Source organism: Streptomyces sp. NPDC048424 (genome assembly GCF_040651555.1).
Classification (GTDB): Bacteria; Actinomycetota; Actinomycetes; order Streptomycetales; family Streptomycetaceae; genus Streptomyces.
On record NZ_JBEZKE010000023.1, the window covers coordinates 92,754 to 116,857 of the forward strand.

At 71.3% G+C, this 24,104-nt stretch carries 25 protein-coding genes; 21 read left to right on the plus strand and 4 right to left on the minus strand.

Going from position 1 to position 24,104, the window contains the following annotated elements; translation table 11 throughout:
* Positions 1-175 precede the first annotated feature (175 nt).
* Positions 176-967 (minus strand): peptidylprolyl isomerase, encoded by a 792-nt coding sequence (locus AB0D29_RS28030; protein WP_362858019.1) that lies wholly within the window; start codon positions 965-967, stop codon positions 176-178.
* A 153-nt stretch (positions 968-1,120) separates the two neighbouring features.
* On the opposite strand from AB0D29_RS28030, the gene AB0D29_RS28035 reads away from it, so the two are divergent.
* The 5 genes from AB0D29_RS28035 to AB0D29_RS28055 all read left to right on the plus strand — a co-directional run bounded on the left by AB0D29_RS28035 (position 1,121) and on the right by AB0D29_RS28055 (position 6,052).
* Positions 1,121-1,834, plus strand: coding sequence for an MBL fold metallo-hydrolase (locus tag AB0D29_RS28035; RefSeq protein WP_319721132.1), 714 nt, complete (start codon positions 1,121-1,123; stop codon positions 1,832-1,834).
* 10 nt (positions 1,835-1,844) lie between these two features.
* On the plus strand, positions 1,845-3,104 hold the full coding sequence (gene hisS, locus AB0D29_RS28040; protein WP_362858020.1) for a histidine--tRNA ligase: 1,260 nt from the start codon (positions 1,845-1,847) through the stop codon (positions 3,102-3,104).
* Positions 3,105-3,250: 146 nt separating this feature from the next.
* Positions 3,251-3,868: a vitamin K epoxide reductase family protein gene (locus AB0D29_RS28045; protein ID WP_362858022.1), complete on the plus strand. Its 618-nt coding sequence runs from the start codon at positions 3,251-3,253 to the stop codon at positions 3,866-3,868.
* A gap of 77 nt (positions 3,869-3,945) precedes the next feature.
* Positions 3,946-5,298 (plus strand): replication-associated recombination protein A, encoded by a 1,353-nt coding sequence (locus AB0D29_RS28050; RefSeq protein ID WP_362858024.1) that lies wholly within the window; start codon positions 3,946-3,948, stop codon positions 5,296-5,298.
* Positions 5,299-5,368: 70 nt separating this feature from the next.
* Positions 5,369-6,052 carry an HNH endonuclease family protein gene (locus AB0D29_RS28055; RefSeq protein WP_362858025.1) on the plus strand — a complete coding sequence of 228 codons (684 nt, stop codon included), beginning with the start codon at positions 5,369-5,371 and terminating at the stop codon, positions 6,050-6,052.
* Here the strand turns inward: AB0D29_RS28055 and AB0D29_RS28060 are convergent.
* Positions 6,046-6,723 (minus strand): DUF2470 domain-containing protein, encoded by a 678-nt coding sequence (locus AB0D29_RS28060; RefSeq protein ID WP_362858026.1) that lies wholly within the window; start codon positions 6,721-6,723, stop codon positions 6,046-6,048. The two genes, AB0D29_RS28055 and AB0D29_RS28060, sit on opposite strands and share 7 nt — an antisense overlap.
* 286 nt (positions 6,724-7,009) lie before the next feature.
* On the opposite strand from AB0D29_RS28060, the gene rpsD reads away from it, so the two are divergent.
* Positions 7,010-7,621, plus strand: coding sequence for a 30S ribosomal protein S4 (gene rpsD / locus AB0D29_RS28065; RefSeq protein WP_008740451.1), 612 nt, complete (start codon positions 7,010-7,012; stop codon positions 7,619-7,621).
* Between the two features lie 107 nt (positions 7,622-7,728).
* Here rpsD and AB0D29_RS28070 read toward each other — a convergent pair whose 3' ends face one another.
* Positions 7,729-9,945 carry a tetratricopeptide repeat protein gene (locus AB0D29_RS28070; protein ID WP_362858027.1) on the minus strand — a complete coding sequence of 739 codons (2,217 nt, stop codon included), beginning with the start codon at positions 9,943-9,945 and terminating at the stop codon, positions 7,729-7,731.
* Between the two features lie 159 nt (positions 9,946-10,104).
* Here AB0D29_RS28070 and AB0D29_RS28075 point away from each other — a divergent pair, with 159 nt between their 5' ends.
* The 7 genes from AB0D29_RS28075 to AB0D29_RS28105 all read left to right on the plus strand — a co-directional run bounded on the left by AB0D29_RS28075 (position 10,105) and on the right by AB0D29_RS28105 (position 17,022).
* Positions 10,105-10,548, plus strand: a complete 444-nt coding sequence (locus AB0D29_RS28075; protein WP_362858029.1) for a DUF948 domain-containing protein — start codon at positions 10,105-10,107, stop codon at positions 10,546-10,548.
* A gap of 8 nt (positions 10,549-10,556) precedes the next feature.
* Positions 10,557-10,901 carry a DUF6167 family protein gene (locus tag AB0D29_RS28080; RefSeq protein WP_362803126.1) on the plus strand — a complete coding sequence of 115 codons (345 nt, stop codon included), beginning with the start codon at positions 10,557-10,559 and terminating at the stop codon, positions 10,899-10,901.
* Positions 10,901-13,570 carry an alanine--tRNA ligase gene (gene alaS / locus AB0D29_RS28085; protein WP_362858031.1) on the plus strand — a complete coding sequence of 890 codons (2,670 nt, stop codon included), beginning with the start codon at positions 10,901-10,903 and terminating at the stop codon, positions 13,568-13,570. The genes AB0D29_RS28080 and alaS overlap by 1 nt, the downstream gene beginning before the upstream one ends.
* Positions 13,571-13,572: 2 nt before the next feature.
* The gene (gene ruvX / locus AB0D29_RS28090; protein ID WP_030387206.1) at positions 13,573-14,043 is read left to right on the plus strand and encodes a Holliday junction resolvase RuvX; all 471 of its coding nucleotides are present in this window, start codon (positions 13,573-13,575) and stop codon (positions 14,041-14,043) included.
* 128 nt (positions 14,044-14,171) lie between these two features.
* Positions 14,172-15,941 (plus strand): endolytic transglycosylase MltG, encoded by a 1,770-nt coding sequence (gene mltG, locus AB0D29_RS28095; protein WP_362858032.1) that lies wholly within the window; start codon positions 14,172-14,174, stop codon positions 15,939-15,941.
* A 6-nt stretch (positions 15,942-15,947) separates the two neighbouring features.
* Positions 15,948-16,772, plus strand: a complete 825-nt coding sequence (locus AB0D29_RS28100) for a shikimate dehydrogenase (RefSeq protein ID WP_362858034.1) — start codon at positions 15,948-15,950, stop codon at positions 16,770-16,772.
* A 13-nt stretch (positions 16,773-16,785) separates the two neighbouring features.
* Complete coding sequence (locus AB0D29_RS28105; RefSeq protein WP_362858035.1) at positions 16,786-17,022, plus strand: hypothetical protein; 237 nt, start codon at positions 16,786-16,788, stop codon at positions 17,020-17,022.
* Here AB0D29_RS28105 and AB0D29_RS28110 read toward each other — a convergent pair.
* A complete protein-coding gene (locus AB0D29_RS28110) occupies positions 16,997-17,440 on the minus strand; it encodes a spore-associated protein A (protein WP_362858037.1) in 444 nt (147 codons plus the stop codon). The two genes, AB0D29_RS28105 and AB0D29_RS28110, sit on opposite strands and share 26 nt — an antisense overlap.
* Positions 17,441-17,676: 236 nt before the next feature.
* On the opposite strand from AB0D29_RS28110, the gene aroC reads away from it, so the two are divergent.
* The 8 genes from aroC (at position 17,677) to nusB (ending at position 23,992) form a co-directional block, all read left to right on the plus strand.
* Positions 17,677-18,861 carry a chorismate synthase gene (gene aroC, locus AB0D29_RS28115; RefSeq protein ID WP_362858038.1) on the plus strand — a complete coding sequence of 395 codons (1,185 nt, stop codon included), beginning with the start codon at positions 17,677-17,679 and terminating at the stop codon, positions 18,859-18,861.
* The gene (locus tag AB0D29_RS28120) at positions 18,858-19,376 is read left to right on the plus strand and encodes a shikimate kinase (protein WP_362858039.1); all 519 of its coding nucleotides are present in this window, start codon (positions 18,858-18,860) and stop codon (positions 19,374-19,376) included. The genes aroC and AB0D29_RS28120 overlap by 4 nt, the downstream gene beginning before the upstream one ends.
* Complete coding sequence (aroB, locus tag AB0D29_RS28125; RefSeq protein WP_362858041.1) at positions 19,373-20,464, plus strand: 3-dehydroquinate synthase; 1,092 nt, start codon at positions 19,373-19,375, stop codon at positions 20,462-20,464. Before AB0D29_RS28120 ends, aroB begins: the two co-directional genes overlap by 4 nt.
* Entirely contained in the window at positions 20,461-20,901 is a 441-nt protein-coding gene (aroQ, locus tag AB0D29_RS28130) for a type II 3-dehydroquinate dehydratase (RefSeq protein WP_362803104.1), read from the plus strand. The genes aroB and aroQ overlap by 4 nt, the downstream gene beginning before the upstream one ends.
* Before the next feature lie 92 nt (positions 20,902-20,993).
* On the plus strand, positions 20,994-21,752 hold the full coding sequence (locus tag AB0D29_RS28135; protein WP_362858042.1) for an AAA family ATPase: 759 nt from the start codon (positions 20,994-20,996) through the stop codon (positions 21,750-21,752).
* Positions 21,753-21,824: 72 nt separating this feature from the next.
* Positions 21,825-22,931 (plus strand): aminopeptidase P family protein, encoded by a 1,107-nt coding sequence (locus tag AB0D29_RS28140; RefSeq protein WP_362858044.1) that lies wholly within the window; start codon positions 21,825-21,827, stop codon positions 22,929-22,931.
* Between the two features lie 59 nt (positions 22,932-22,990).
* On the plus strand, positions 22,991-23,560 hold the full coding sequence (efp, locus tag AB0D29_RS28145; RefSeq protein ID WP_362858046.1) for an elongation factor P: 570 nt from the start codon (positions 22,991-22,993) through the stop codon (positions 23,558-23,560).
* Between the two features lie 3 nt (positions 23,561-23,563).
* A complete protein-coding gene (gene nusB, locus AB0D29_RS28150) occupies positions 23,564-23,992 on the plus strand; it encodes a transcription antitermination factor NusB (RefSeq protein WP_351591288.1) in 429 nt (142 codons plus the stop codon).
* Positions 23,993-24,104: the final 112 nt, after the last annotated feature.

Below are 24,104 nucleotides of genomic sequence, written 5' to 3' on the forward strand. Positions count from 1 at the left end.
TGATGCCTGCGAGGGGTTCACCCCCTGGGCATCGTCCACAGTTTCCTGGGGCGGGCCGCGCCCGCCCTGCACAACGCCAACATAGGCGACCGCCGGGCCGGCTGTCCGCATCCCGCACGACGGAATATCGACGTACGGGGGGTGGGCCGGCGAGGCCCGGGGCTGCCGCGTCCGGTCAGTTCTGGGTGACCGTGCCCTTCTCGATCTTGACCTCGGTCTTCGGCGCGCCGTCCTGGCCGCCGTCGACCGTACCGGCCTTGGCGATGTCCTCCAGGACCTTCAGGCCGGCCGCGTCGATCTTGCCGAACGGGGTGTACGTCGGCGTCAGCGGGCTGTCCTTGTAGACCAGGAAGAACTGGCTGCCGCCCGAGCCGGGCTGACCCGTGTTGGCCATCGCCACCGTCCCCGCCGGGTAGATCACCTGACCCTGCTCGTTGGCCTTGCCGAGCGAGTCCAGGTTCTCGTCCGGGATGTTGTAGCCCGGGCCGCCCCGGCCGGTGCCCTCGGGGTCGCCGCACTGCAGCACGAAGATCCCGCCGGCCGTCAGCCGGTGGCACTTCGTGTTGTCGAAGTACTTCTTGTCGGCGAGCGACTTGAAGGAGTTCACGGTCTGCGGGGTCTTCGCCGCGTCCATCGTGAAGTTGATGTCGCCCGCGCTCGTCTTCAGGGCGAAGGTGTACTTCGCCTTCTGGTCGACCGCCATCTCCGGCGAGGGGGACTGCTTGGGCTCGGGCGCCGACGGCGAGGCCGACGGGTTCGCGGCCGGGTCCGCCGCCTGGTCCTTCTTGTCCTTGTCGAAGACACCGCCGACGATCAGGCCGACCAGGGTCGCGACCACGACGGCCACCGCCGCGCCGATCACCGCCGTCCGCTGACGTGTCTTCTTGCGGGCCTCGGCGCGGCGCTTCTGCTGGCGCTCGAACTTCTCCCTGGCGAGCTGTCGCCGCCGCTGATCGCTCGTGACCACGGGGTCGTCTCCTTGTACGTGTCTGGTACTGCTGTCCGGGCTGGGATAGGCCGTACCGTATATGGGTTCGCTGTGTAATGAGCGGCGCCGGTAGGCTCTGAGCAGCAGGATTCCGACCTGCAGCCTCCCGCCGGACGACGATTGAGGACGAACGTGCTGATTGCCGGGTTCCCTGCCGGGGCCTGGGGGACCAACTGTTACGTGGTCGCCCCCGCCGCCGGTGAGGAGTGCGTCATCATCGACCCGGGCCACCAGGCCGCCCAGGGTGTCGAGGAGACGCTGAAGAAGCATCGGCTCAAGCCCGTCGCGGTCGTGCTGACCCATGGCCACATCGATCATGTGGCCTCGGTGGTCCCGGTGTGCGGAGCACACGACGTACCGGCCTGGATCCACCCCGAGGACCGCTACATGATGAGCGACCCGGAGAAGGCCCTCGGCCGCTCCATCGGGATGCCGCTCATGGGCGAACTGACCGTGGGGGAGCCGGACGACGTCCGCGAACTGGCCGACGGCGCCGCGCTGAAATTGGCCGGAATGGACTTCTCCGTGGCGCACGCGCCGGGGCATACCAAGGGGTCGGTGACCTTCCGGATGCCCGAGCTGGCCGACATCCCGCCGGTCTTCTTCTCGGGCGACCTGCTCTTCGCCGGCTCCATCGGACGCACCGACCTGCCCGGCGGCTCCCACGCCGAGATGCTCGAATCGCTGGGCCGCGTGTGCCTGCCGCTCGACGACTCGACCGTGGTGCTGTCCGGCCACGGTCCCCAGACCACCATCGGCCGCGAGCGCGCGACCAACCCGTACCTGCGGGAGGTCGCCGCCGGCCTGGCAGCGGACCCGACGGCCGCTCCACGACGAGGAATGTGACGAGAGTTTCGTGGCTACTTTTCAGGCCCCCAAGGGCACGTACGACCTGATCCCGCCGTTCTCGGCGAAGTACCTCGCGGTGCGCGACGCGATCTCCGCACCGCTGCGCAAGGCCGGGTACGGCTACATCGAGACGCCCGGGTTCGAGGACGTGAACCTCTTCGCGCGCGGTGTCGGCGAGTCCACCGACATCGTGACCAAGGAGATGTTCACCCTCACCACGAAGGGCGGCACCAACCTCGCCCTGCGCCCCGAGGGCACGGCTTCCGTGCTGCGCGCGGCGCTGGAGGCCAGCCTGCACAAGCAGGGCAACCTGCCGGCCAAGCTGTGGTACTCGGGCTCGTACTACCGCTACGAGCGCCCGCAGAAGGGCCGCTACCGCCACTTCTCGCAGGTCGGTGCCGAGGCCATCGGAGCCGAGGACCCGGCGCTGGACGCCGAGCTGATCATCCTGGCCGACCAGGCGTACCGCACGCTCGGCCTGTCGAACTTCCGGATCCTGCTGAACTCGCTGGGCGACAAGGAGTGCCGCCCGGTGTACCGGGAGGCACTGCAGTCCTTCCTGCGCGGGCTGGACCTCGACGAGGAGACCGTCCGCCGGGCCGAGATCAACCCGCTGCGCGTCCTCGACGACAAGCGGACCGACGTGCAGAAGCAGCTCGTCGGCGCGCCGCTGCTGCGCGACTACCTGTGCGACGCGTGCAAGGCGTACCACGAGGAGGTCCGCGAGCTGATCACGGCCGCCGGGGTGGCCTTCGAGGACGACGAGAAGCTGGTGCGCGGGCTGGACTACTACACGCGGACCACCTTCGAGTTCGTCCACGACGGTCTGGGCGCGCAGTCCGCGGTCGGCGGCGGCGGCCGCTACGACGGCCTGTCCGAGATGATCGGCGGACCGGCGCTGCCTTCGGTGGGCTGGGCGCTCGGAGTGGACCGCACGGTGCTCGCCCTGGAGGCCGAGGGCATCGAACTGGACATCCCGGCGCCCACGGCGGTCTTCGCGGTGGCCCTGGGCGCGTCCAAGCCGAGGGTGTTCGGGCTGGTGACGGAGCTGCGCAAGGCGGGCGTCGCGGCGGACATGTCCTACGGCGGCAAGGGTCTCAAGGGCGCCATGAAGGACGCGAACCGCAGCGGCGCGCGCTTCGCGATCGTCGCCGGCGACCGCGACCTCGCGGAGGGCGTGGTCCAGGTCAAGGACATGGAGTCCGGCGAGCAGGGTCCGGTGGCGCTGGCCGAGGTGGTCGAGGTGCTGCGGGCGAAGCTCGCCTGAGCCGGCTGCCACATCCTTCCGGCCCGTGGGGCCCGGCGGCGCTGCCGCCGGGCCCCACGGCCTTATCCGAATCGAACGGTGGACCAGCGGCGCGGTACGGCACAATGGCCCGTGCTTGATCACCTGGCAGATGTGGAGCGGGCGGTATGACGACACGAAGCGCGGACGCGGACACCGCCCGGGGCAGGACCGTCGGGGGAAGCAGGGCGCTGGCCCTGCTCCTGGTGATCACCGGAGCGGCGGGCCTGCTGGCCGCCTGGGTGATCACGATCGACAAGTTCAAGCTGCTGGAGGACCCGAACTTCACCCCGGGCTGCAGCCTGAACCCGGTCGTCTCCTGCGGCAACATCATGAAGAGCGACCAGGCGGCCGTCTTCGGCTTCCCGAACCCCATGCTCGGACTGGTCGCCTACGGCATCGTCATCTGCGTCGGCATGAGCCTGCTGGCCGGGGCCCGGTTCCGCCCCTGGTACTGGCTGACGCTGAACGCGGGCACCCTCTTCGGCGTGGTCTTCTGCGCCTGGCTCACCTACCAGTCGCTCTACAACATCAACTCGCTCTGCCTGTGGTGCTGCCTGGCCTGGGTCGCCACGATCTTCATGTTCTGGTACGTCACCTCGCACAACGTCCGCGAGGGCCTGCTGCCGGCTCCGGGCTGGCTCAAGGGCTTCCTCGACGAGTTCACCTGGGTGCTGCCCGTGCTGCACGTCGGGATCATCGGCATGCTGATCCTGACCCGCTGGTGGGACTTCTGGACCTCGTGACCTCGTGACCTCGTGACCTCGTGACCTCGTCCTGACGGCCGGCAGGCCCTGTCGGTGGGCTCGCTTAGGCTTCCTGTGTGGAACCAGACCTGTTCACCGCCGCTGCCGAAGACCGCCAGGAGAAGGACCCCGCGAGTTCCCCGCTCGCCGTCCGGATGCGCCCGCGCACCCTGGACGAGGTCGTCGGCCAGCAGCACCTGCTGAAGCCCGGGTCGCCGCTGCGGCGGCTGGTCGGGGAAGGGGCCGGCGGCCCGGCAGGTGCCTCCTCGGTGATCCTCTGGGGCCCGCCCGGCATCGGCAAGACCACCCTCGCGTACGTGGTCAGCCAGGCCACGCAGAAGCGTTTCGTGGAGCTCTCCGCCATCACCGCGGGCGTCAAGGAAGTACGGGCGGTCATCGAGGGCGCCCGGCGCGCGGCCGGCGGGTACGGCAAGGAGACCGTCCTCTTCCTCGACGAGATCCACCGCTTCAGCAAGGCCCAGCAGGACTCGCTGCTCCCGGCCGTCGAGAACCGCTGGGTGACGCTGATCGCGGCCACCACCGAGAACCCGTACTTCTCGATCATCTCCCCGCTGCTGTCGCGGTCGCTGCTGCTGACGCTGGAACCGCTGACGGACGAGGACCTGAGCGCGCTGATGCGGCGCGCACTCGCCGAGGAGCGGGGCCTGGGCGGGGCGGTCACCCTGACCGAGGACGCCGAGGCGCACCTGCTGCGGATCGCCGGAGGCGACGCCCGCCGGGCCCTGACGGCGCTGGAGGCGGGGGCCGGATCGGCCATCGCCAAGGGCGAGGCGGAGATCTCCCTGGAGACGGTCGAGGAGGCGGTCGACCGCGCCGCCGTCCGCTACGACCGCGACGGCGACCAGCACTACGACGTGGCGAGCGCGCTGATCAAGTCGATCCGGGGCTCGGACGTGGACGCGGCGCTGCACTACCTCGCCCGCATGATCGACGCGGGGGAGGACCCGCGGTTCATCGCGCGCCGCCTGATGATCTCGGCGAGCGAGGACATCGGCCTCGCGGATCCGACGGCCCTGCCGATCGCGGTGGCCGCGGCCCAGGCGGTGGCGATGATCGGCTTCCCGGAGGCCGCGCTGACCCTCTCGCACGCGACGATCGCGCTGGCGCTGGCCCCGAAGTCGAACACCGCCACGACCGCGATCGGCGCGGCGCTGGCCGACGTACGGGCCGGGCTGGCGGGGACGGTCCCGGCGCACCTGCGGGACGGGCACTACAAGGGCGCGGCGAAGCTGGGGCACGCGCAGGGGTACGTGTACCCGCACGACGTCCCGGGCGCGATCGCGGCGCAGCAGTACGCGCCGGACGAGCTGCACGGGAAGCGGTACTACGAGCCGACGCGGTACGGAGCGGAGGCGCGGTACGCGGACGTGGTGGAAATGGTCCGGAAGCGGCTCCGCGGCGGGTCCTGACCCGGCACGGGCTCCGCCCCGGCCCCCGCGCCTCAATCGCCGGCGGGTCCGCAATGGCTAGGCTCCGCCCATGGGACGCCGTGCTCCGATCCTCGCCGTGGCGGCCGTGCTCCTGCTCGGCGGGTGTCACCACGACACCGCCCCGCGCGCGGTGGTGCCGCTCGTCGGGGCCGGGTTCCCGCCCGACGCCGCGACGGCCAAGGCGCAGCTGGGGGGGCTGGCGGTCGGGTGGGGCCGGAACTGGGAGACGTACGAGCGGGAGAACTTCGGCCGGTACTGGTCCGACGAGACCGATGCCGTCGGCGGGCGCAACGGCTGCGACACCCGTGACGACGTACTGCGCCGGGACCTCGACGAGCTCCGCGAGGGGGACCGCAACCCCTGCGTCGTGGTGTCCGGGGTACTGCACGACCCGTACACCGGCAAGCGGCTCCCCTACTCCTACCGCCGCGCCTCGCAGATCCAGACGGACCACGTCGTCGCGCTCGGCGCGGCCTGGCGGGCGGGCGCGTACGCCTGGACCGCGCAGCGCAGGCTGGAGTACGCCAACGACCTCGACGTGCTGCTCGCCGTGGACAAGCAGACCAACTACGACAAGGGCAGCAAGACGGCCGACAAGTGGCAGCCGCCGCGGCAGGAGTACCGGTGCGAGTACGCGCGCCGGTACACCGGCATCAAGGCCAAGTACGGCCTCTCCGTCACGCCGCCCGAGAAGCTCGCGCTCCAGCGGATGCTGGCCGCCTGCCCTCAGTGAGAGGCCGCCGAGAAGAGGGTGCGCATCGCCCGCCGCAGGCCGCAGATGTCCGCGACCGGCTCCGGGAAGTCGAATCGGGCGTCGAAGGAGCCGGCGGCGCCGCCGGTGAAGCGGACGCGCAGGCCCAGGCGGTCCAGGGAGAGCGGGACGGCGGTCATGCCGTCGGCCTCGCGGGCGCCGAGCAGGCCGCACAGTTCGCCGATCCGGTCCCCGTGCGCCGCGTGCAGGTGCTGCAGCAGCTCCGACTCGTGGGCGACCATCGGGTCCGGCTCCGCCGCGGCCAGGTCCTCCGGGTCCACGTGCTCGGCGCCCCACAGGTCGTCCACCGAGATCTCGCCGACCTCCAGCCGCAGCATCATCCACGCCGGGCGGGCCGAGTACGGCAGCTCCGAGGCCTCCGACAGACCCAGCAGCTCGCCCACCGGGTGGCGCTCCGCGAGCAGCGCCGCGCAGGCCGCGCGGTCGTCACCGCGCACCGGCGTCAGCCACCCGGCCAGCCAGGCGCGACCTCGGATACGATGTGGGACGGACACCGGCGCCACATCCGTGATCTCGATCACGGCGGTGAGGTCGTCGTCCTGGGCGTGAGCGGCTGCTCTGGCAGCCGTGGATTCCCCGGAAACAAGGAGAATCACGTCCCCGTCCGGGGTGACGGTCCGTGCGGCCGGCATCCCCGTCCCGAACTCCTCGTGCTCGTGACTGTCACGAGCACCGATGAGCGTGAGGGATACTGAGGCGTTGGACTCTACGAGGGTTCGTACGCGTTCGGCTCCGGTGAGCTGCCGAACGCCTTCCCTGGGACGCGGCTGACCTTGCTTATCGTCGTCGAAAGCAGATTCCGTTTCGTTGGAATCTGAACTTCGATGCGCACTGGGCAGGGGGATCCCATGTGGTCGAGACATTACGTCCTCCTCGCTAAGGTAAGCCTCACCTAACTTACATGGAGGTAGGTTCCACGTGAACCAGAAGCGACCCAAGGTCAAGAAGTCGCGTGCCCTCGGCATTGCGCTGACCCCGAAGGCCGTCAAGTACTTCGAGGCCCGCCCCTACCCGCCGGGCGAGCACGGCCGTGGCCGCAAGCAGAACTCGGACTACAAGGTTCGTCTGCTGGAGAAGCAGCGTCTGCGCGCTCAGTACGACATCTCTGAGCGTCAGATGGCCCGCGCGTACGACCGCGCCAAGAAGGCCGAAGGCAAGACGGGCGAGGCGCTTGTCGTCGAGCTCGAGCGTCGTCTCGACGCCCTGGTTCTGCGTTCGGGCATCGCCCGCACCATCTACCAGGCCCGCCAGATGGTCGTTCACGGCCACATCGAGGTCAACGGTGACAAGGTCGACAAGCCGTCGTTCCGTGTCCGCCCGGACGACGTCATCACCGTGCGCGAGCGCAGCCGCGAGAAGGTTCCGTTCCAGGTTGCCCGTGAGGGTGGCTACGCAGGCGAGGGCGAGACCCCCCGTTACCTGCAGGTCAACCTGAAGGCCCTGGCCTTCCGCCTGGACCGCGACCCGAACCGCAAGGAAATCCCGGTCATCTGCGACGAGCAGCTCGTCGTCGAGTACTACGCCCGCTGATGCAGGCCTAGTCTCACTGGCTGGTCAGCCCGCCGTCCCCTCCGGGGGGCGGCGGGTTTTCCCGTTCCCGGGCCCGCCCGGCCCGCGGACCACGCCCGGCCCGCGGACTACGGCTGGTCCGCCGCCGCGCGGCGCGACACCCGGGGGCCGCCCGTCCCGCCCCGTCCTGCCTGCCGGGACACCCGGGCCGCGCGCCCGTGCTCACCAGGGCTGCGCTGGGCCCGCCCGACCAGGGCCTCGCGGCTCAGCTCCCGTCCCTCGGCCGCGTACGCCTCGTACCGCTCGGCCCCCAGCAGCTCGCCGGCACGCTCCCGGCACATCAGCCGCGGAGCGTTGAAATACCCCGAGCCGAACAGCTGCAGCCCCACCCCGCCCCACATCGGCTCCGCCGCGCCCTGCAGCAGGGCCGCCTCGGCCGGATCGCCCTCCGCGACCGTGACCAGGGCCAGCAGTTCCAGGGCCAGCACCAGTCCGACCAGGTCGTGGAAGGCGTGGTTGATCGCCACGCACTCGTTGAGCAGCCGCCGGGCCTGCGGTGCGTCCCCCGCGTCCAGGGCCGCGTACGCGAGCACGTACAGGGCGTAGGCCTTCGTCCAGCGCTCCCCGCGCTCCTCGCAGATCTCCCGGACCTCCCGGCACAGGGTGAGCGCGCCGGGCAGCTCCCCCTGGAAGGCCAGCGCCATCCCCAGTTCCACCTGGCACATCAGCACGTTGCTGTTCAGCTCCCCGACCGCCCGGTACTGCTCCAGGGCCGATCCCAGCAGCTCCCGGGCGCGGGCCATGTCGTCCGAGACGAGCGCCAGGCAGCCCAGCCGGTGCACCGCGTAGGCCGAGGCGAGGGGGTTCCCGCTCTGCTCCGCCGCGTCCCGGCACTCGTACAGGGCGCCCATCGAGGCCGCCGCGTCCCCCTGTAGGGCCGCGACATAGCCGAGGACCCACAGGGCCTTCAACCGGGAGTTCTCGTACTCCGTCACCGCCCGGCCGGTGGGCTCCAGGGCCCGGTCCAGCCAGTGCCGCCCCTCGGTCAGCCGCCCGCACCCCGCCCAGTAGAACCACAGGGTGCCCGCCAGGTACTGGCCCAGGTGCACCTCGTCCGGCTCGTCCAGGCAGCACTCCAGGGCGAGCCGCAGGTTCGCCAGCTCCGCCTCCACCAGCGCGGCCACCTCCTGCTGGCGCGGGCTGAACCAGTCCAGCTCGCACCAGGTGGCCAGCCCCATGTACCAGTCCCGGTGCCGCCGCCGCAGCCGCCGGGCGTCGCCCAGCGACTCCAGCCAGCCCGCCCCGTACGCCCGTACGGTCTCCAGCATCCGCAAGCGCACCCCGGCGGCCGTCTCCTCGCGGACCAGCAGGGACTGCTCCTGGAGCTCGCCGACCAGGTCCAGCACGTCCTCCACCGGCAGGTCCGGACCCGCGCACACGTATTCGGCGGCGTCGAGGTCGAACTGCCCGGCGAACACCGACAGCCGCGCCCACAGCAGCCGCTGCGCGGGCGTGCACAGCTCGTGGCTCCAGCCGATGGCCGTGCGCAGCGCCCGGTGCCGGGGCAGCCCGCCGCGCGCACCGCCCGTCAGCAGCGCGAAGCGGTCCTCCAGCCGGGCCAGCAGCTGCGCGGGGGAGAGGGTCCGCAGCCGGGCCGCCGCCAGCTCCAGGGCGAGCGGGATCCCGTCGAGGCGCTCGCACAGCTCGACCAGCGCCTCCCGGTTCGCCGCGGTGACGGCGAAGCCCGGGTCGGCCGCCCCGGCCCGCGCCGCCAGCAGGGCCAGCGCCTCCTCCGGGCCCGGCGGGGCCAGCGGGCAGACCAGCTCCCCGTCCAGGGCGAGCGGGCGCCGGCCCGCCGCGAGCACCCGCAGGCCGGGGGAGCGCCGCAGCAGCTCCCGTACCAGCTCGGCGGTCTCGTCCACCAGGTGCTCGAACCCGTCCAGCACCAGCAGCAGCCGCCGCCCGGCCAGGTGCTCGGCCAGGACGGTCCGGGGCGGACGGGTGGTGTGGTCGGTCAGCCCGAGCGCCTCGGCGACGGTCAGCTCCAGCAGCGCGGGATCCCGTACGGAGGCCAGCTCGGCCAGCCACACCCCGTCGCCGTGCCGTTCCTGCGCCGCCCGCGCCGCGAGCGTCCCCTCCGACCCCTGCGCCGCCTCGGCGGCCGACCAGGCCGCCGCGAGGACCAGCCGGGACTTGCCCACCCCGCCCACGCCGGTCACCGTGACCAGCCGGGAGGACTCCAGGAGCCGTCCCAGCCCGGCGAGTTCGCCACCCCGCCCGATGAACCGGCCCGGCTCCGAGGGAAGATTGCCCCAGGGCCTGTCTCGCAGGGGTCTGTGTCGCATGGGACACGGAGGGTACTGGTCCGGATGCGCTGCGTTCAAGGCGGTGCCTCCCGCCCCCCAATTCGGGTACGGCCGGGGATCCTCGGCGCGATAGGGTCGGAGGACCATTGGGGAATCGGTGCAGCCGGCAGTTCAGGCGCAGACAGAGAGCGGTGTGACGTGTCCGGTGTAGAGGTGGCCGGGATCATCGTGGCCGTCTTCTGGGCCATCCTGATCTCGTTCCTCGCCGTCGCGCTGGCGAGGCTGGCCCAGGTGCTCAAGGCAACCACCAAGCTGGTGGCCGACGTGACCGACCAGGCCGTCCCGCTGCTGGCCGACGCCTCCACCACCGTCCGCTCCGCGCGCACCCAGCTGGACCGGGTCGACGCCATCGCGAGCGACGTCCAGGAGGTCACCTCCAACGCCTCCGCCCTGTCCTCCACGGTGGCCACCGCCTTCGGCGGGCCGCTGGTGAAGGTCGCGGCCTTCGGCTACGGGGTCCGCAAGGCGCTGGGCAAGGGGGATGCCGCGGCGTCGGGCGGCATGCCGCCGAAGGCATCCCGACGTAACGTGATCGTTGGCCGTACGGTGCCGCCCGCCCGGCGCCGGAAGCAGAAGGGCTGAGACCGCCGATGTTCCGCCGAGCCTTCTGGTTCACCGCAGGCGCAGCCGCCGGCGTGTGGGCCACCACCAAGGTCAACCGTCAGCTCAAGAAGCTGACGCCGGAGAGCCTCGCAGCCCAGGCGGCCGACAAGGCCGTGGAGGCGGGCCACCGCCTCAAGGACTTCGCCCTCGACGTCAAAGCGGGAATGACGCAGCGCGAGGACGAGCTGAACGACGCACTGGGGCTCCACCAGGACCCCGACCGGCCCGACAACGTCACCGCCCTTCCCGGGCCGCGGCGGCTGCGGGCCATCGAGAACGACCACACCACCCACCGACCAACGTTTTCGTACGACCGGAATGAGGACCACTGATGGAGTCGGCTGAAATTCGCCGCCGCTGGCTGAGCTTCTTCGAGGAGCGCGGTCACGCCGTTGTCCCTTCGGCGTCGCTCATCGCGGACGACCCGACTCTGCTGCTGGTGCCCGCGGGCATGGTGCCGTTCAAGCCCTACTTCCTGGGCGAGGTCAAGCCGCCGGCGCCGACGCTCACGAGCGTGCAGAAGTGCGTCCGTACGCCGGACATCGAAGAGGTCGGCAAGACCACCCGCCACGGCACGTTCTTCCAGATGTGCGGCAACTTCTCCTTCGGGGACTACTTCAAGGAAGGCGCCATCAAGTACGCCTGGGAGCTGCTCACCAGCTCCGTGGCGGACGGCGGCTACGGCCTTGAGCCCGAGAAGCTCTGGATCACGGTCTACCTCGACGACGACGAGGCCGAGCAGATCTGGCGCGAGAAGATCGGCGTCCCCGCCGAGCGCATCCAGCGCCTGGGCAAGAAGGACAACTTCTGGTCCATGGGCGTCCCCGGCCCCTGCGGCCCGTGCTCGGAGATCAACTACGACCGCGGCCCGGAGTTCGGCGTCGAGGGCGGCCCCGCCGTCAACGACGAGCGCTACGTGGAGATCTGGAACCTGGTCTTCATGCAGTACGAGCGCGGCGCCGGCGACGGGAAGGAAGACTTCCCGATCCTCGGCGACCTGCCGTCGAAGAACATCGACACCGGTCTCGGCCTCGAACGCCTCGCGATGATCCTGCAGGGCGTGCAGAACATGTACGAGACCGACACCCTGCGCGTGGTCATGGACAAGGCCACCGAGCTGACCGGCGTGCAGTACGGCGCCGACCAGGGCACGGACGTATCGCTGCGCGTGGTCGCCGACCACATCCGCACCTCGACCATGCTCATCGGCGACGGCGTCACCCCCGGCAACGAGGGCCGCGGCTACGTGCTGCGCCGCATCATGCGCCGCGCCATCCGCAACATGCGCCTCATGGGCGCCACCGGCCCGGTCGTCCAGGACCTCGTCGACGTCGTGATCAACACGATGGGGCAGCAGTACCCGGAGCTGGTCACCGACCGCAAGCGCATCGAGACCGTCGCGCTCGCCGAAGAGGCCGCCTTCCTCAAGGCCGTCAAGGGCGGCACGAACATCCTCGACACCGCCGTGACCGAGACCAAGGCCGCCGGCGGCACGGTCCTCTCCGGCGACAAGGCGTTCCTGCTCCACGACACCTGGGGCTTCCCGATCGACCTCACCCTGGAGATGGCCGCCGAGCAGGGCCTCTCCGTGGACGAGCCGGGCTTCCGCCGCCTGATGCAGGAGCAGCGCGACCGAGCCAAGGCCGACGCCAAGGCCAAGAAGACCGGCCACGCGGACATGTCCGCCTACCGGGAGATCGCCGACGGCTCCGGCGCCACCGAGTTCACCGGCTACGCCACCACTCAGGGCGAGTCCACCATCGTCGGCCTGCTGGTCAACGGCGTCTCCGCGCCCGCCGCCTCCGAGGGCGACGACGTCGAGGTCGTCCTCGACCGCACCCCCTTCTACGCCGAGGGCGGCGGCCAGCTCGCCGACCAGGGCCGCATCAAGCTCGACTCGGGCGCCGTCATCGTCGTCCGCGACGTGCAGCAGCCGGTCCCGGGCGTCTCCGTGCACAAGGGCTCCGTCCAGGTCGGCGAGGTGACGGTGGGCGCCTCCGCGTACGCCGCCATCGACATCAACCGCCGCCGGGCCATCGCCCGCGCCCACTCGGCCACGCACCTGACCCACCAGGCGCTGCGCGACGCCCTCGGCCCGACGGCCGCCCAGGCCGGTTCCGAGAACAGCCCCGGCCGCTTCCGCTTCGACTTCGGTTCCCCGAACGCCGTCCCCGGCTCGGTCCTGACCGACGTCGAGCAGAAGATCAACGACGTGCTGTCGCGTGAGCTCGACGTCACCGCCGAGATCATGAGCATCGACGAGGCGAAGAAGCAGGGCGCCATCGCAGAGTTCGGCGAGAAGTACGGCGAGCGCGTGCGCGTCGTGACCATCGGCGACTTCTCCAAGGAGCTGTGCGGCGGCACGCACGTCGGCAACACCTCCCAGCTGGGTCTGGTGAAGCTGCTCGGCGAGTCCTCCATCGGCTCCGGCGTGCGCCGCGTCGAGGCCCTCGTCGGCGTGGACGCGTACAACTTCCTCGCCAAGGAGCACACGGTCGTCGCCCAGCTCCAGGAGCTGGTCAAGGGCCGCCCGGAGGAGCTGCCGGAGAAGATCGCCTCCATGCTCGGCAAGCTGAAGGACGCCGAGAAGGAGATCGAGAAGTTCCGCGCGGAGAAGGTCCTCCAGGCCGCCGCCGGGCTCGCCCAGAACGCCCAGGACATCAAGGGCGTCGCCCTCGTCGTCGGCCAGGTGGCGGACGGCATCGGCGCCGACGACCTGCGCAAGCTGGTCCTCGACGTCCGCGGCCGCATCCCGGGCGACCGCCCGGCCGTCGTGGCCCTGTTCACCGTGGCGAACGACCGCCCGCTGACCGTCATCGCCACCAACGAGGCCGCCCGCGAGCGCGGCCTCAAGGCCGGCGACCTGGTCCGTACGGCCGCCAAGACCCTCGGTGGCGGCGGCGGCGGCAAGCCGGACGTCGCCCAGGGCGGCGGCCAGAACCCGGGCGCCGTCCCGGAGGCCATCAGCGCCGTCGAGCGCCTCGTCGTCGAGACGGCCTGACGATGACGCTGCGCCGCGGCCGCCGGCTCGCCATCGATGTCGGGGACGCCCGGATCGGGGTCGCCTCGTGCGACCCCGACGGGGTGCTCGCCACGCCGGTGGAAACGGTCCCGGGCCGGGACATCCCCTTCGCCCACCGGCGGCTGCGGCAGCTCGTCGAGGAGTACGAACCCCTCGAAGTCGTGGTCGGCCTCCCCCGCTCGCTCAGCGGGCGGGAGGGGCCGGCCGCGGCCAAGGTGCGCGTCTTCGCGAACGAACTCGCCAAGGGCATCAAGCCGGTGACGGTCCGTCTGGTGGACGAGCGGATGACCACGGTCACCGCCGCCCAGGGGCTGCGGGCCTCCGGGAAGAACGCGAAGAAGGGCCGGTCGGTCATCGACCAGGCGGCCGCTGTGGTGATCCTTCAGAACGCTCTTGAGACCGAACGGGTATCAGGTAATCCGCCCGGTGAGTGCGTCGAAGTGGTTGTCTGATCGCGATACGGTAACGTTCCGCGCGATGAGACGGCATTCGAACAGCCGTCGCCCACCGTCAAAGAGGCGGAACCGGGTGCCACGGACGACGGAGTCCGCGGCCTCCGTCTCGCGGCTCTAGGGGACCGATGACTGAGTATGGCCGGGGCCGTGGCCCCGAACCCTGGCACCCCGAGGATCCCCTTTACGGGGACCAGGGGTGGACCGGGCACCAGACCCAGCAGGGCCAGGCGCCCTACGGTGGTGCCCCGCAGCAGGAGTTCCCGCAGGAGCCCCAGTACCAGCAGCAGTACCCCGAGCAGTACCAGCAGTACCAGCAGCAGCAGTACCCGGAGTACGAGCAGCAGCAGTACCAGCCGCAGCAGTACCCCGACCAGCAGTACGCCGCGCAGCAGGAGGCCTATGCCCCGCAGCAGCAGGCGTACGCCCCCCAGCAGCAGGCCTACGCCCCGCAGCAGCCGCAGCAGCCGCACCCCCAGGCCCAGCCCCAGCAGCCGGTGTACGACAACCAGGGCTGGGACACCGGCCAGGGCCAGTACGTGGCCGCGGTGCAGGCCGACCCCTACGTGGGCGCGGACCCGTACGCGCAGCAGACCGTCGCCGGCTACCCCGGCGAGGCCCCCGACCTCTACACCACGCCCGAGGCCTACCCGCCGCCGCAGCCTCCGGGCCGGCGCCACCTGGAGCCGGAACCGGTCGAGGAGGAGGCCGAGGAGCCCGAGACCGGCTTCCTCGCGGGCGGCGGCGACGCCGACGACGACGGGGACGAGCCCGGCCGCCGGGGCGGCCGTTCGAAGGGCGGCAAGCCGAAGAAGCGCAGTGGCATGGCGTGCCTGATCGCGGCCGTGGTCATCCTCGGCGTGGTCGGCGGTGGCGGCTACTACGGCTACTCGTACATCAAGGCGAGGTTCGGCGCCGCCGAGGACTTCGCGGGCGAGGGCACGGACGAGCTGGTCGACGTGGAGATCCCCAAGGGCGCGCTCCTGGGGCAGATGGGCAGGATCCTCAAGGACGCCGGCGTGGTCGCCAGCGCCCAGGCCTTCGTCGACGCCGCGAACACCAACCCCAAGGGCAAGTCGATCCAGCCCGGCATCTACCCGATGAAGAAGAAGATGTCGGGTGCCGCCGCCGTCGCGCTGATGATCGACCCCAGCAAGCTGAACGTCATCACCGTCACCGAGGGCATGCGCAACGCCAAGGTGTACGAGGCGATCGACAAGAAGCTGGGCAAGCCGGAGGGCACCACCCGGGAGATCGCCCTGCGCGATGCCAAGAACCTCGGCCTGCCGGCCTGGGCCGGCAACAACCCGAAGCTCATGGACCCGCTCGAGGGCTTCCTGTACCCGATGCGCTACGACCTCAGCAAGGACAGCACCCCCGAGTCGCTGCTCAAGCTGATGGTCAAGAACGCGAGCGACAAGTACGCGGAAGCGGGCGTCGAGGGCAAGGCCAAGGAGCTCGGCCTGGACAACCCGCTCCAGGTGATCACGGTCGCCAGCCTCGTCAACGCCGAGGGCAAGAACCACGACGACTTCCGGAAGATGTCCGAGGTGGTCTACAACCGCCTGAAGAAGACCAACGACGTCACGAACCAGAAGATCGAGTTCGACTCGACGTACAACTACGCCAAGGGCCAGAGCGAGATCAACTTCAACCTCAAGGAAGCCCAGGCGTTCAACAACCCGTACAACACGCACTTCATCAAGGGACTGCCCGTCGGCCCGATCGGGAACCCGGGCCTGGACGCTCTGACCGCTACGCTCAACCCGGACCACGGCGGCTGGATGTTCTTCGTGTCGGTCGACGGCAACACGACGACCTTCACCAAGACCTACGACGAGCACCTCAAGCTCGTCGCCGAGTTCCAGGAACGGCAGAAGCAGAAGAACGGCGGGTAGCAGGACATGTCACGGATACGGGCCGCGGTGCTGGGTTCGCCCATCGAGCACTCCCTCTCACCGGTGCTGCACCGCGCCGCCTACCAGGAGCTCGGCCTCGACGACTGGTCGTACGACCGTTTCGAGATCGACGAGGCCGCGCTCCCGGAGTTCGTCGCCGGACTCGGCCCCGAGTGGGCCGGGCTGTCGCTGACGATGCCGCTCAAGCGGGCGATCATCCCGCTGCTGGACGGCATCAGCGACACCGCCGCGTCCGTCGAGGCGGTCAACACGGTCGTCCTCACGGAGGACGGCCGGCGCCTCGGCGACAACACCGACATCCCCGGCATCGTCGCCGCGCTCCACGAGCGCGGCGTCGAGAAGGTGTCCTCGGCCGCCGTCCTGGGCGCCGGAGCCACCGCCTCCTCGGCGCTCGCCGCGCTCTCGCGGATCTGCTCCGGCGAGGTCACGGCGTACGTCCGCTCGCGGGCGCGCGCCGACGAGATGCGGCAGTGGGGCGAGCGGCTCGGCGTTCCCGTCCGCACGGCCGACTGGTCCGAGGCGGCCGCGGCGCTGTCCGCGCCGCTGGTCATCGCCACCACCCCGGCGGGGGCCACCGACGAACTGGCCGCCGCGGTGCCCGATGCCCCGGGCACCCTCTTCGACGTCCTCTACGACCCCTGGCCCACGCCCCTCGCGGCCGCCTGGTCGCAGCGCGGGGGCAAGCTCCTCGGCGGCCTGGACCTCCTGGTGCACCAGGCGGTCCTCCAGGTCGAGCAGATGACGGGGCGCACCCCGGGCCCGCTCGCCGCCATGAGGGCCGCCGGAGAACGGGCGCTCGCCGCCCGTTAGGCTTTCCACCTGCGTGTATTCACAGGGGGGCGGCATGGGCGAGCCGGGCACGGAACAGATACTGGCGTCGAAGTGGGACATCCCCTTCGTGGTGTTCGGGATGGTCCGGCTGGCGTTCGCCAACCTGCCCGTCTGGGCGAAGGTGATCGTCTTCGGGCTGGTCGGGTCCCTCGCCGTGTGGACGGGCATCACCTGGCTCCGCGAGCGGCGCCGGGCCGGCCGCGTCAGCCGCAGTGACCGAACGGGCTGATGTACTCGTCGTACATCACCGTGCGGCTCCAGTACTGCGTCGAGCCGTAGTACTGGACGCACTTGCCGTTGGCCCGCAGCTTCACGGGGCCCGCGTACGCGTTGTAGTCGCCCTCGTCGCGGGTGAAGTCCTCGTCGCCCTCGATCCGCAGGCCGGCGCCCACGGTGCCCTGGTTCCTGCCGCCGGTGACCACCGTGACCGCGCAGTTCTCGCCGGTCGAGGCGTTGTAGAGCAGGTGGACCGTGGCCTGCGGTCCGCCGGTGCCCTGGTACCAGCCCAGTTCCTGGGACTCCTGGACGAAGAAGCCCGGGCCGCAGGCGTCGGTCGGGCTCGCGGCCGCCGACGCGGTCGTGGCCGTGCCGCTCATGACGAAAACGGCGGCACCGGCCGTGATCAGAGCCCTGGTGATGTTGCGCAAGATTCCCCCTGTGAGCAAAAGAAAATGATCTTTCGCGAACCGCGGATGATACTCGCAGCGTGTCGGAACACCGTCAATTTCGGACGTCGGGCCGGAAACCGGGGGGATCAGGCGTCCGATAGCTGGACCGGGGCCCGGCAAACCCGTCCGGACATGGGAGGATCGGGTGAGGCGGGTCCGGGCCGCGCACCCCGATCGCGCCGTCGCTGTACCAGGCGCGAGCATGAGGAGCATCGTTGAGCAGGTTGCGTTGGCTGACCGCCGGGGAGTCGCACGGACCGGCGCTGGTAGCGACGCTGGAGGGCCTTCCCGCCGGCGTCCCGGTCACCACCGAGCTGGTGGCCGACCACCTGGCCCGGCGCCGGCTCGGCTATGGCCGCGGTGCCCGGATGAAGTTCGAGCAGGACGAGATCACCTTCCTGGGCGGTGTCCGGCACGGTCTGTCGCTGGGTTCCCCCGTGGCCGTCATGGTCGGCAACAGCGAGTGGCCCAAGTGGGAGACGGTCATGTCGGCCGACCCGGTGGACCCCTCGCTGCTCAAGGACACCGGCCGCAACGCGCCGCTCACCCGCCCGCGGCCCGGCCACGCCGACCTCGCCGGCATGCAGAAGTACGGCTTCGACGAGGCCCGGCCGATCCTGGAGCGCGCCAGCGCCCGTGAGACCGCCGCCCGCGTCGCCCTCGGCGCGATCGCCCGCTCCTTCCTCAAGGAGGTCGCCGGCATCGAGATCGTCTCGCACGTGGTGGAACTGGCCGCGGCCAAGGCCCCGTACGGCGTCTACCCGACCCCGGCCGACGTCGACAAGCTCGACGCCGACCCGGTGCGCTGCCTCGACGCCGACGCGAGCAAGGCGATGGTCGCGGAGATCGACCAGGCCCACAAGGACGGCGACACCCTCGGCGGCGTCGTCGAGGTGCTCGCCTACGGCGTCCCCGTCGGCCTCGGCTCGCACGTCCACTGGGACCGCCGGCTCGACGCCCGCCTCGCCGCCGCCCTCATGGGCATCCAGGCCATCAAGGGCGTCGAGGTCGGCGACGGCTTCGAGCTCGCCCGCGTGCCCGGCTCCCAGGCCCACGACGAGATCGTCTCCACCCCCGAGGGCCTCAAGCGCACCTCCGGCCGCTCCGGCGGCACCGAGGGCGGTCTGACCACCGGCGAGCTGCTGCGCGTACGCGCAGCGATGAAGCCCATCGCGACCGTGCCGCGCGCGCTGGCGACCGTGGACGTGGCCACCGGAGAGGCGACGGTGGCCCACCACCAGCGCTCCGACGTGTGCGCCGTGCCGGCCGCCGGCATCGTCGCCGAGGCCATGGTCGCCCTCGTCCTGGCCGACGCCGTCGTCGAGAAGTTCGGCGGCGACTCCGTCCCGGAGACCCGCCGCAACGTCCGGTCCTACCTCGACCACCTGCAGATCCGGTGACGGGCGGACCACTGGTCGTCCTCGTCGGCCCCATGGGGTCCGGCAAGTCCACGGTGGGGGCGCTGCTCGCCGAGCGGCTCGGCGTCCCCTACCGGGACACCGACGCCGACATCGTCGCGGCCGAGGGCCGGGAGATCTCCGACCTCTTCGTCGACGAGGGCGAGCCGTACTTCCGTGAGCTGGAACGGCAGGCGGTCGCCGCCGCCGTCGCCGGGCACACCGGAGTCCTCGCCCTCGGCGGCGGCGCCGTCCTCGACGAAGGCACCCGCGAGCTGCTCACCGGCCTGCCCGTCGCCTATCTGTCGATGGACGTCGAGGAAGCCGTACGGCGCGTGGGCCTCGGCGCCGCGCGCCCGCTGCTCGCCGTCAACCCGCGCCGCCAGTGGCGCGAGCTGATGGACGCGCGGCGCCCCCTGTACACCGAAGTCGCGCGCGTCGTGGTGGCCACCGACGACCGCACCCCCGAAGAGGTCGCCCAGGCGGTCCTCGACGCTCTGGAGTTGAAGGACGTATGACAGACCAGGTGACGCGCATCCAGGTCGGCGCCAGCGCCGGACACGAGGCGTACGACGTGCTCGTCGGCCGGCAGCTGCTCGGCGAGCTCGGCTCCCTGATCGGTACGAAGGCCCAGCGGGTCGCCGTGATCCACCCCGAGGCGCTCGCCTCGACCGGTGAGGCGCTGCGCGACGACCTCGCCGAGCAGGGCTACGAGGCGGTCGCCATCCAGGTGCCGAACGCCGAGGAGGCCAAGACCATCGAGGTCGCCGCCTACTGCTGGAAGGCGCTGGGCCAGTCCGGCTTCACCCGCACCGACGTGATCGTCGGCGTCGGCGGCGGAGCCACCACAGACCTCGCGGGCTTCGTCGCGGCCTCCTGGCTGCGCGGGGTGCGCTGGATCGCCGTACCGACCACCGTCCTCGCCATGGTGGACGCGGCCGTCGGCGGCAAGACCGGCATCAACACCGCCGAGGGCAAGAACCTGGTGGGCGCCTTCCACCCGCCGGCCGGCGTGCTGTGCGACCTCGCGGCGCTCGACTCGCTGCCGGTCAACGACTACGTCAGCGGCCTCGCCGAGATCATCAAGGCCGGATTCATCTCCGACCCGAAGATCCTCGACCTGATCGAGGCGGACCCGGCCGCGGCCCGCACGCCCGACGGCCCGCACACCGCGGAGCTCATCGTCCGCTCGATCCAGGTCAAGGCGGACGTCGTCTCCAGCGACCTGAAGGAATCGGGCCTGCGGGAGATCCTCAACTACGGGCACACCCTCGCGCACGCCATCGAGAAGAACGAGCGCTACAAGTGGCGGCACGGCGCGGCCGTCTCGGTCGGCATGGTCTTCGCCGCCGAACTCGGCCGGCTCGCGGGCCGGCTGGACGACGCGACCGCCGACCGGCACAAGGAGATCCTCGCCGCCGTCGGGCTGCCGCTCACCTACCGCGGCGACCAGTGGCCCAAGCTGCTCCAGACCATGCAGGTCGACAAGAAGTCCCGCGGCAACCTGCTGCGCTTCATCGTCCTCGACGGCCTGGGCAAGCCGACCGTCCTGGAGGGCCCCGACCCGGCGCACCTGATCGCCGCCTACGGCGAGGTGTCGGCGTGAGCCGCCCGGTGCTCGTGCTGAACGGCCCGAACCTGGGCCGGCTCGGCTCGCGCGAGCCCGACGTGTACGGGGCCACCTCGTACGCCGGACTGGTCGAGAGCTGCCGCACGCTGGGCGAGGAGCTCGGCTTCGACGTCGAGGTCCGGGAGACCAACGACGAGGGCGAGCTCGTGCGTTGGCTGCACGAGGCGGCGGACGGGAAGATCCCCGTGGTCATCAACCCGGGGGCCTTCACCCACTACTCGTACGCCATGCGGGACGCGGCCGCGCAGCGCACCGCGCCGCTGATCGAGGTGCACATCTCGAACCCGTACGCCCGCGAGGAGTTCCGCCACACCTCGGTCATCGCGGCCGTGGCCACCGGCACGGTGGCGGGCTTCGGCATCGGTTCGTACCGGCTGGCGCTGCGCGCACTGGCGGAGGAGATCTCCGCCTGACACCCTGCCTGGCGGTGCTGGTGGACGGTCTGGCCTCCGCGGTCATATAACGTTCTCGCATCAGTCGCCGGAACGAGACGGAGTGGCAGCGGATGCAGCAAGGAGTGGGGGGCGGGGGAGCGGGCTGGGGTCAGCCGGGTCCGCACCCGGCGGCGCCCCCGCAGCCGCCCATAACCCCGGCGCAGGGCTGGCCGGGCCAGCCCCCGCCGCAGCCCGGGCACCAGCCCCCGCCGCATTCGATGCCGCCCCTGTCGGAGGCCACCGGTCACATCCCGCTGCCGCCCGCGGTGGCGGGCACCGGAGGCGCCGTCCTCGCCGTGCTCCTGATCGGCCCGGCGGGCGCCGGCAAGACCACCGTGGCCCGGCACTGGGCGAGCACCCGGCCCGTGCCGACCGCCCACGTCAGCCTCGACGACGTCCGCGAGTGGGTGTGCTCGGGCTTCGCCGACCCGCAGGCGGGCTGGAACGAGCACTCCGAGGCCCAGTACCGGCTCGCCCGCCGCACCTGCGGCTTCGCCGCACGCAACTACCTGGCGAACGGCATCTCCTGCATCCTGGACGACGCCGTCTTCCCCGACCGGCCCGTGGTCGGGCTCGGCGGCTGGAAGCGGCACGTGGGCCCCACGCTGCTGCCGGTGGTGCTGCTGCCCGGCCTGGAGATCGTCCTGGAGCGCAACGCGGCCCGCTCCGGCAACCGCAGGCTCTCCGACGAGGAGGTCGCGCGGATCCACGGCCGGATGGCCGGCTGGTACGGCTCAGGCCTGCCGATCATCGACAACTCCCACCTCGACGTCGAGGGCACCGCACGCGCCCTCGACGAGGCGCTGGCCCGCGCCCTGACAGGGCAGTAGGCACGGCCGTCCGCGCCCCGTCCGGACGCGCTCACCAGGCCGGATCCGTGGGGCGCTCGTACGCTCGAAGACATGTCAGACGTGTACGCCGCCCGCCGGGGCCTGCTTCGCGACCGATGCGCCGCCGCGGGAAACGCCGCCGCACTGATCACGCGTCCGGCGAACGTCCGCTACCTCTCCGGGGCGTCCCCGCTCGGTGCCGTACTGCTGGTCGGGCCCACCGATGACGTGCTGTTCTGCGCCGGCGCACCCACCGGGGAGGCCGACGAGGGGCGGCTCGACGAGCACCTCAGGGTCTCCGTGCTGGACAACCCCGGCGCGGACCCGGCCGTCGCGGCCGCCGACATGGCCGCCGGAGTACGGGCCGACTCGCTCGCGGTGGAGGAACACCACCTCACGGTCGGCCGCCACCGCGCCCTGCGCTCGGTGGCGCCCAAGCTGCGCCTCGCCGACCTGGGGACCGCGGTGGAGCAGCAGCGCCTCATCAAGGACGAGGAGGAGATCGCCTGCCTGCGGATCGCCGCCGAGATCGCCGACCAGGCGCTCGGCGAGCTGCTGGAGTCCATCCTCGTCGGGCGCACCGAACGGCACCTGGCCCTGGAGCTGGAACGGCGGCTCGTCGACCACGGGGCGGACGGCCCGGCCTTCCCGACCTCCGTAGGCACCGGCCCGCACTCGGGCCGCTCCCGCCACCGGCCCTCCGACCGCCGGGTGGAGGAGGGCGACTTCCTCTCGGTCTGCCTCGGCGCCAACTACCGCGGCTACCGGTGCGAGATCGGCCGGACCTTCGTGATCGGCACCAGTCCCGCGGACTGGCAGATCGCGCTGTACGACCTCGTGTTCACCGCCCAGCGGGCCGGCCGAGAGGCCCTGCTGCCCGGTGCGGCGTACCGGGACGTGGACCATGCCGCACGCTCCGTCCTGGACTCCGCGGGCCACGCGGAGGCCCTTGCTCCGTCGACCGGACACGGCGTGGGCCTCGAAATCGACGAGGACCCGCAGCTTGCACCTACGGCAATGGGTAAACTGGACGCTTGCGTGCCGGTCACCGTCGAACCGGGGGTTCACCTCCCGGGCCGGGGAGGTGTCCGGATCGATGACACGCTCGTCGTGCGCCCCGAGGCGGACGGCGGTCCAGAGCTACTCACCATTACGACCAAGGAGCTGCTCGCGCTCTAGCCCGCTCCGCCGGGCTGTGCGCGCACCCGTGGTCTTCCAGTGCAGGAGATTCCGCAACCGTGGCTTCCACGAACGACCTCAAGAACGGCATGGTGCTGAAGCTCGACGGGGGCCAGCTCTGGTCCGTCGTCGAGTTCCAGCACGTCAAGCCCGGCAAGGGCCCGGCCTTCGTGCGCACCAAGCTCAAGCACGTGCTTTCCGGCAAGGTCGTCGACAAGACGTTCAACGCCGGCACGAAGGTCGACACGGCCACGATCGACCGCCGCGACATGCAGTTCTCGTACATGGACGGCGACTACTTCGTCTTCATGGACATGGACACGTACGACCAGCTCATGGTCGACCGCAAGGCCGTCGGGGACGCCGCCAACTTCCTGATCGAGGGCTTCACCGCCTCCGTGGCCCAGCACGAGGGCGAGGTGCTCTACGTCGAGCTCCCGGCCGCGGTGGAGCTCAAGGTCAAGCACACCGACCCGGGCGTCCAGGGCGACCGCTCCACCGGTGGCACCAAGCCCGCCACCCTGGAGACGGACTACGAGATCCAGGTCCCGCTCTTCATCACCACGGGCGAGACGGTCAAGGTCGACACCCGCACCAGTGACTACCTCGGCCGGAAGAGCGGCAACTAACCCGTGGCTGCTCGGAGCAATGCGCGCAAGCGCGCCTTCCAGATCCTTTTCGAGGCCGACCAGCGCGGGGTGCCCGTCCGCGAGGTCCTCGCGGACTGGATCCGCCACTCGCGGTCGGACGACCGTCAGCCGCCGGTCAGCGCCTTCACGATGGATCTCGTCGAGGGGTACGCCGACAAGGTGAACCGCATCGACGACCTGATCGTCACCTACGCCGTGGACTGGGAGCTCGACCGCATGCCGGTCGCGGACCGGAACATCCTGCGGCTCGGTGCCTACGAGCTGATCTGGGTGGACGACACCCCGGACGCCGTGGCCATCGACGAGGCCGTCCAGCTGGCCAAGGAGTTCTCGACGGACGAGTCCCCCTCGTTCGTGAACGGGCTGCTGGCCCGGTTCAAGGACCTGAAGCCGAGCCTGCGCCGCGAGTAGCCTCCGGCGGTTCGGCACAAAGCGGAGGCCGACCACCCCGATGACGGTGGCGCCGGCGGCCTTGCCGAGCTGGACGGCGGCGCTGCCGACCCCGCCGGCGGCCGCGTGCACG

What these genes read in the sequence shown, in the direction of transcription:
- AB0D29_RS28045 (WP_362858022.1), top strand. Translation starts at nt 3,251, where the DNA reads ATGACGACACGAAGCGCGGACGCGGACACCGCCCGGGGCAGGACCGTC.
- AB0D29_RS28055 (WP_362858025.1), top strand. Translation starts at nt 5,369, where the DNA reads ATGGGACGCCGTGCTCCGATCCTCGCCGTGGCGGCCGTGCTCCTGCTC.
- AB0D29_RS28060 (WP_362858026.1), bottom strand. Translation starts at nt 6,723, where the DNA reads ATGCCGGCCGCACGGACCGTCACCCCGGACGGGGACGTGATTCTCCTT.
- AB0D29_RS28070 (WP_362858027.1), bottom strand. Translation starts at nt 9,945, where the DNA reads ATGCGACACAGACCCCTGCGAGACAGGCCCTGGGGCAATCTTCCCTCG.
- AB0D29_RS28080 (WP_362803126.1), top strand. Translation starts at nt 10,557, where the DNA reads ATGTTCCGCCGAGCCTTCTGGTTCACCGCAGGCGCAGCCGCCGGCGTG.
- alaS (WP_362858031.1), top strand. Translation starts at nt 10,901, where the DNA reads ATGGAGTCGGCTGAAATTCGCCGCCGCTGGCTGAGCTTCTTCGAGGAG.
- ruvX (WP_030387206.1), top strand. Translation starts at nt 13,573, where the DNA reads ATGACGCTGCGCCGCGGCCGCCGGCTCGCCATCGATGTCGGGGACGCC.
- mltG (WP_362858032.1), top strand. Translation starts at nt 14,172, where the DNA reads ATGACTGAGTATGGCCGGGGCCGTGGCCCCGAACCCTGGCACCCCGAG.
- AB0D29_RS28100 (WP_362858034.1), top strand. Translation starts at nt 15,948, where the DNA reads ATGTCACGGATACGGGCCGCGGTGCTGGGTTCGCCCATCGAGCACTCC.
- aroB (WP_362858041.1), top strand. Translation starts at nt 19,373, where the DNA reads ATGACAGACCAGGTGACGCGCATCCAGGTCGGCGCCAGCGCCGGACAC.
- AB0D29_RS28135 (WP_362858042.1), top strand. Translation starts at nt 20,994, where the DNA reads ATGCAGCAAGGAGTGGGGGGCGGGGGAGCGGGCTGGGGTCAGCCGGGT.
- AB0D29_RS28140 (WP_362858044.1), top strand. Translation starts at nt 21,825, where the DNA reads ATGTCAGACGTGTACGCCGCCCGCCGGGGCCTGCTTCGCGACCGATGC.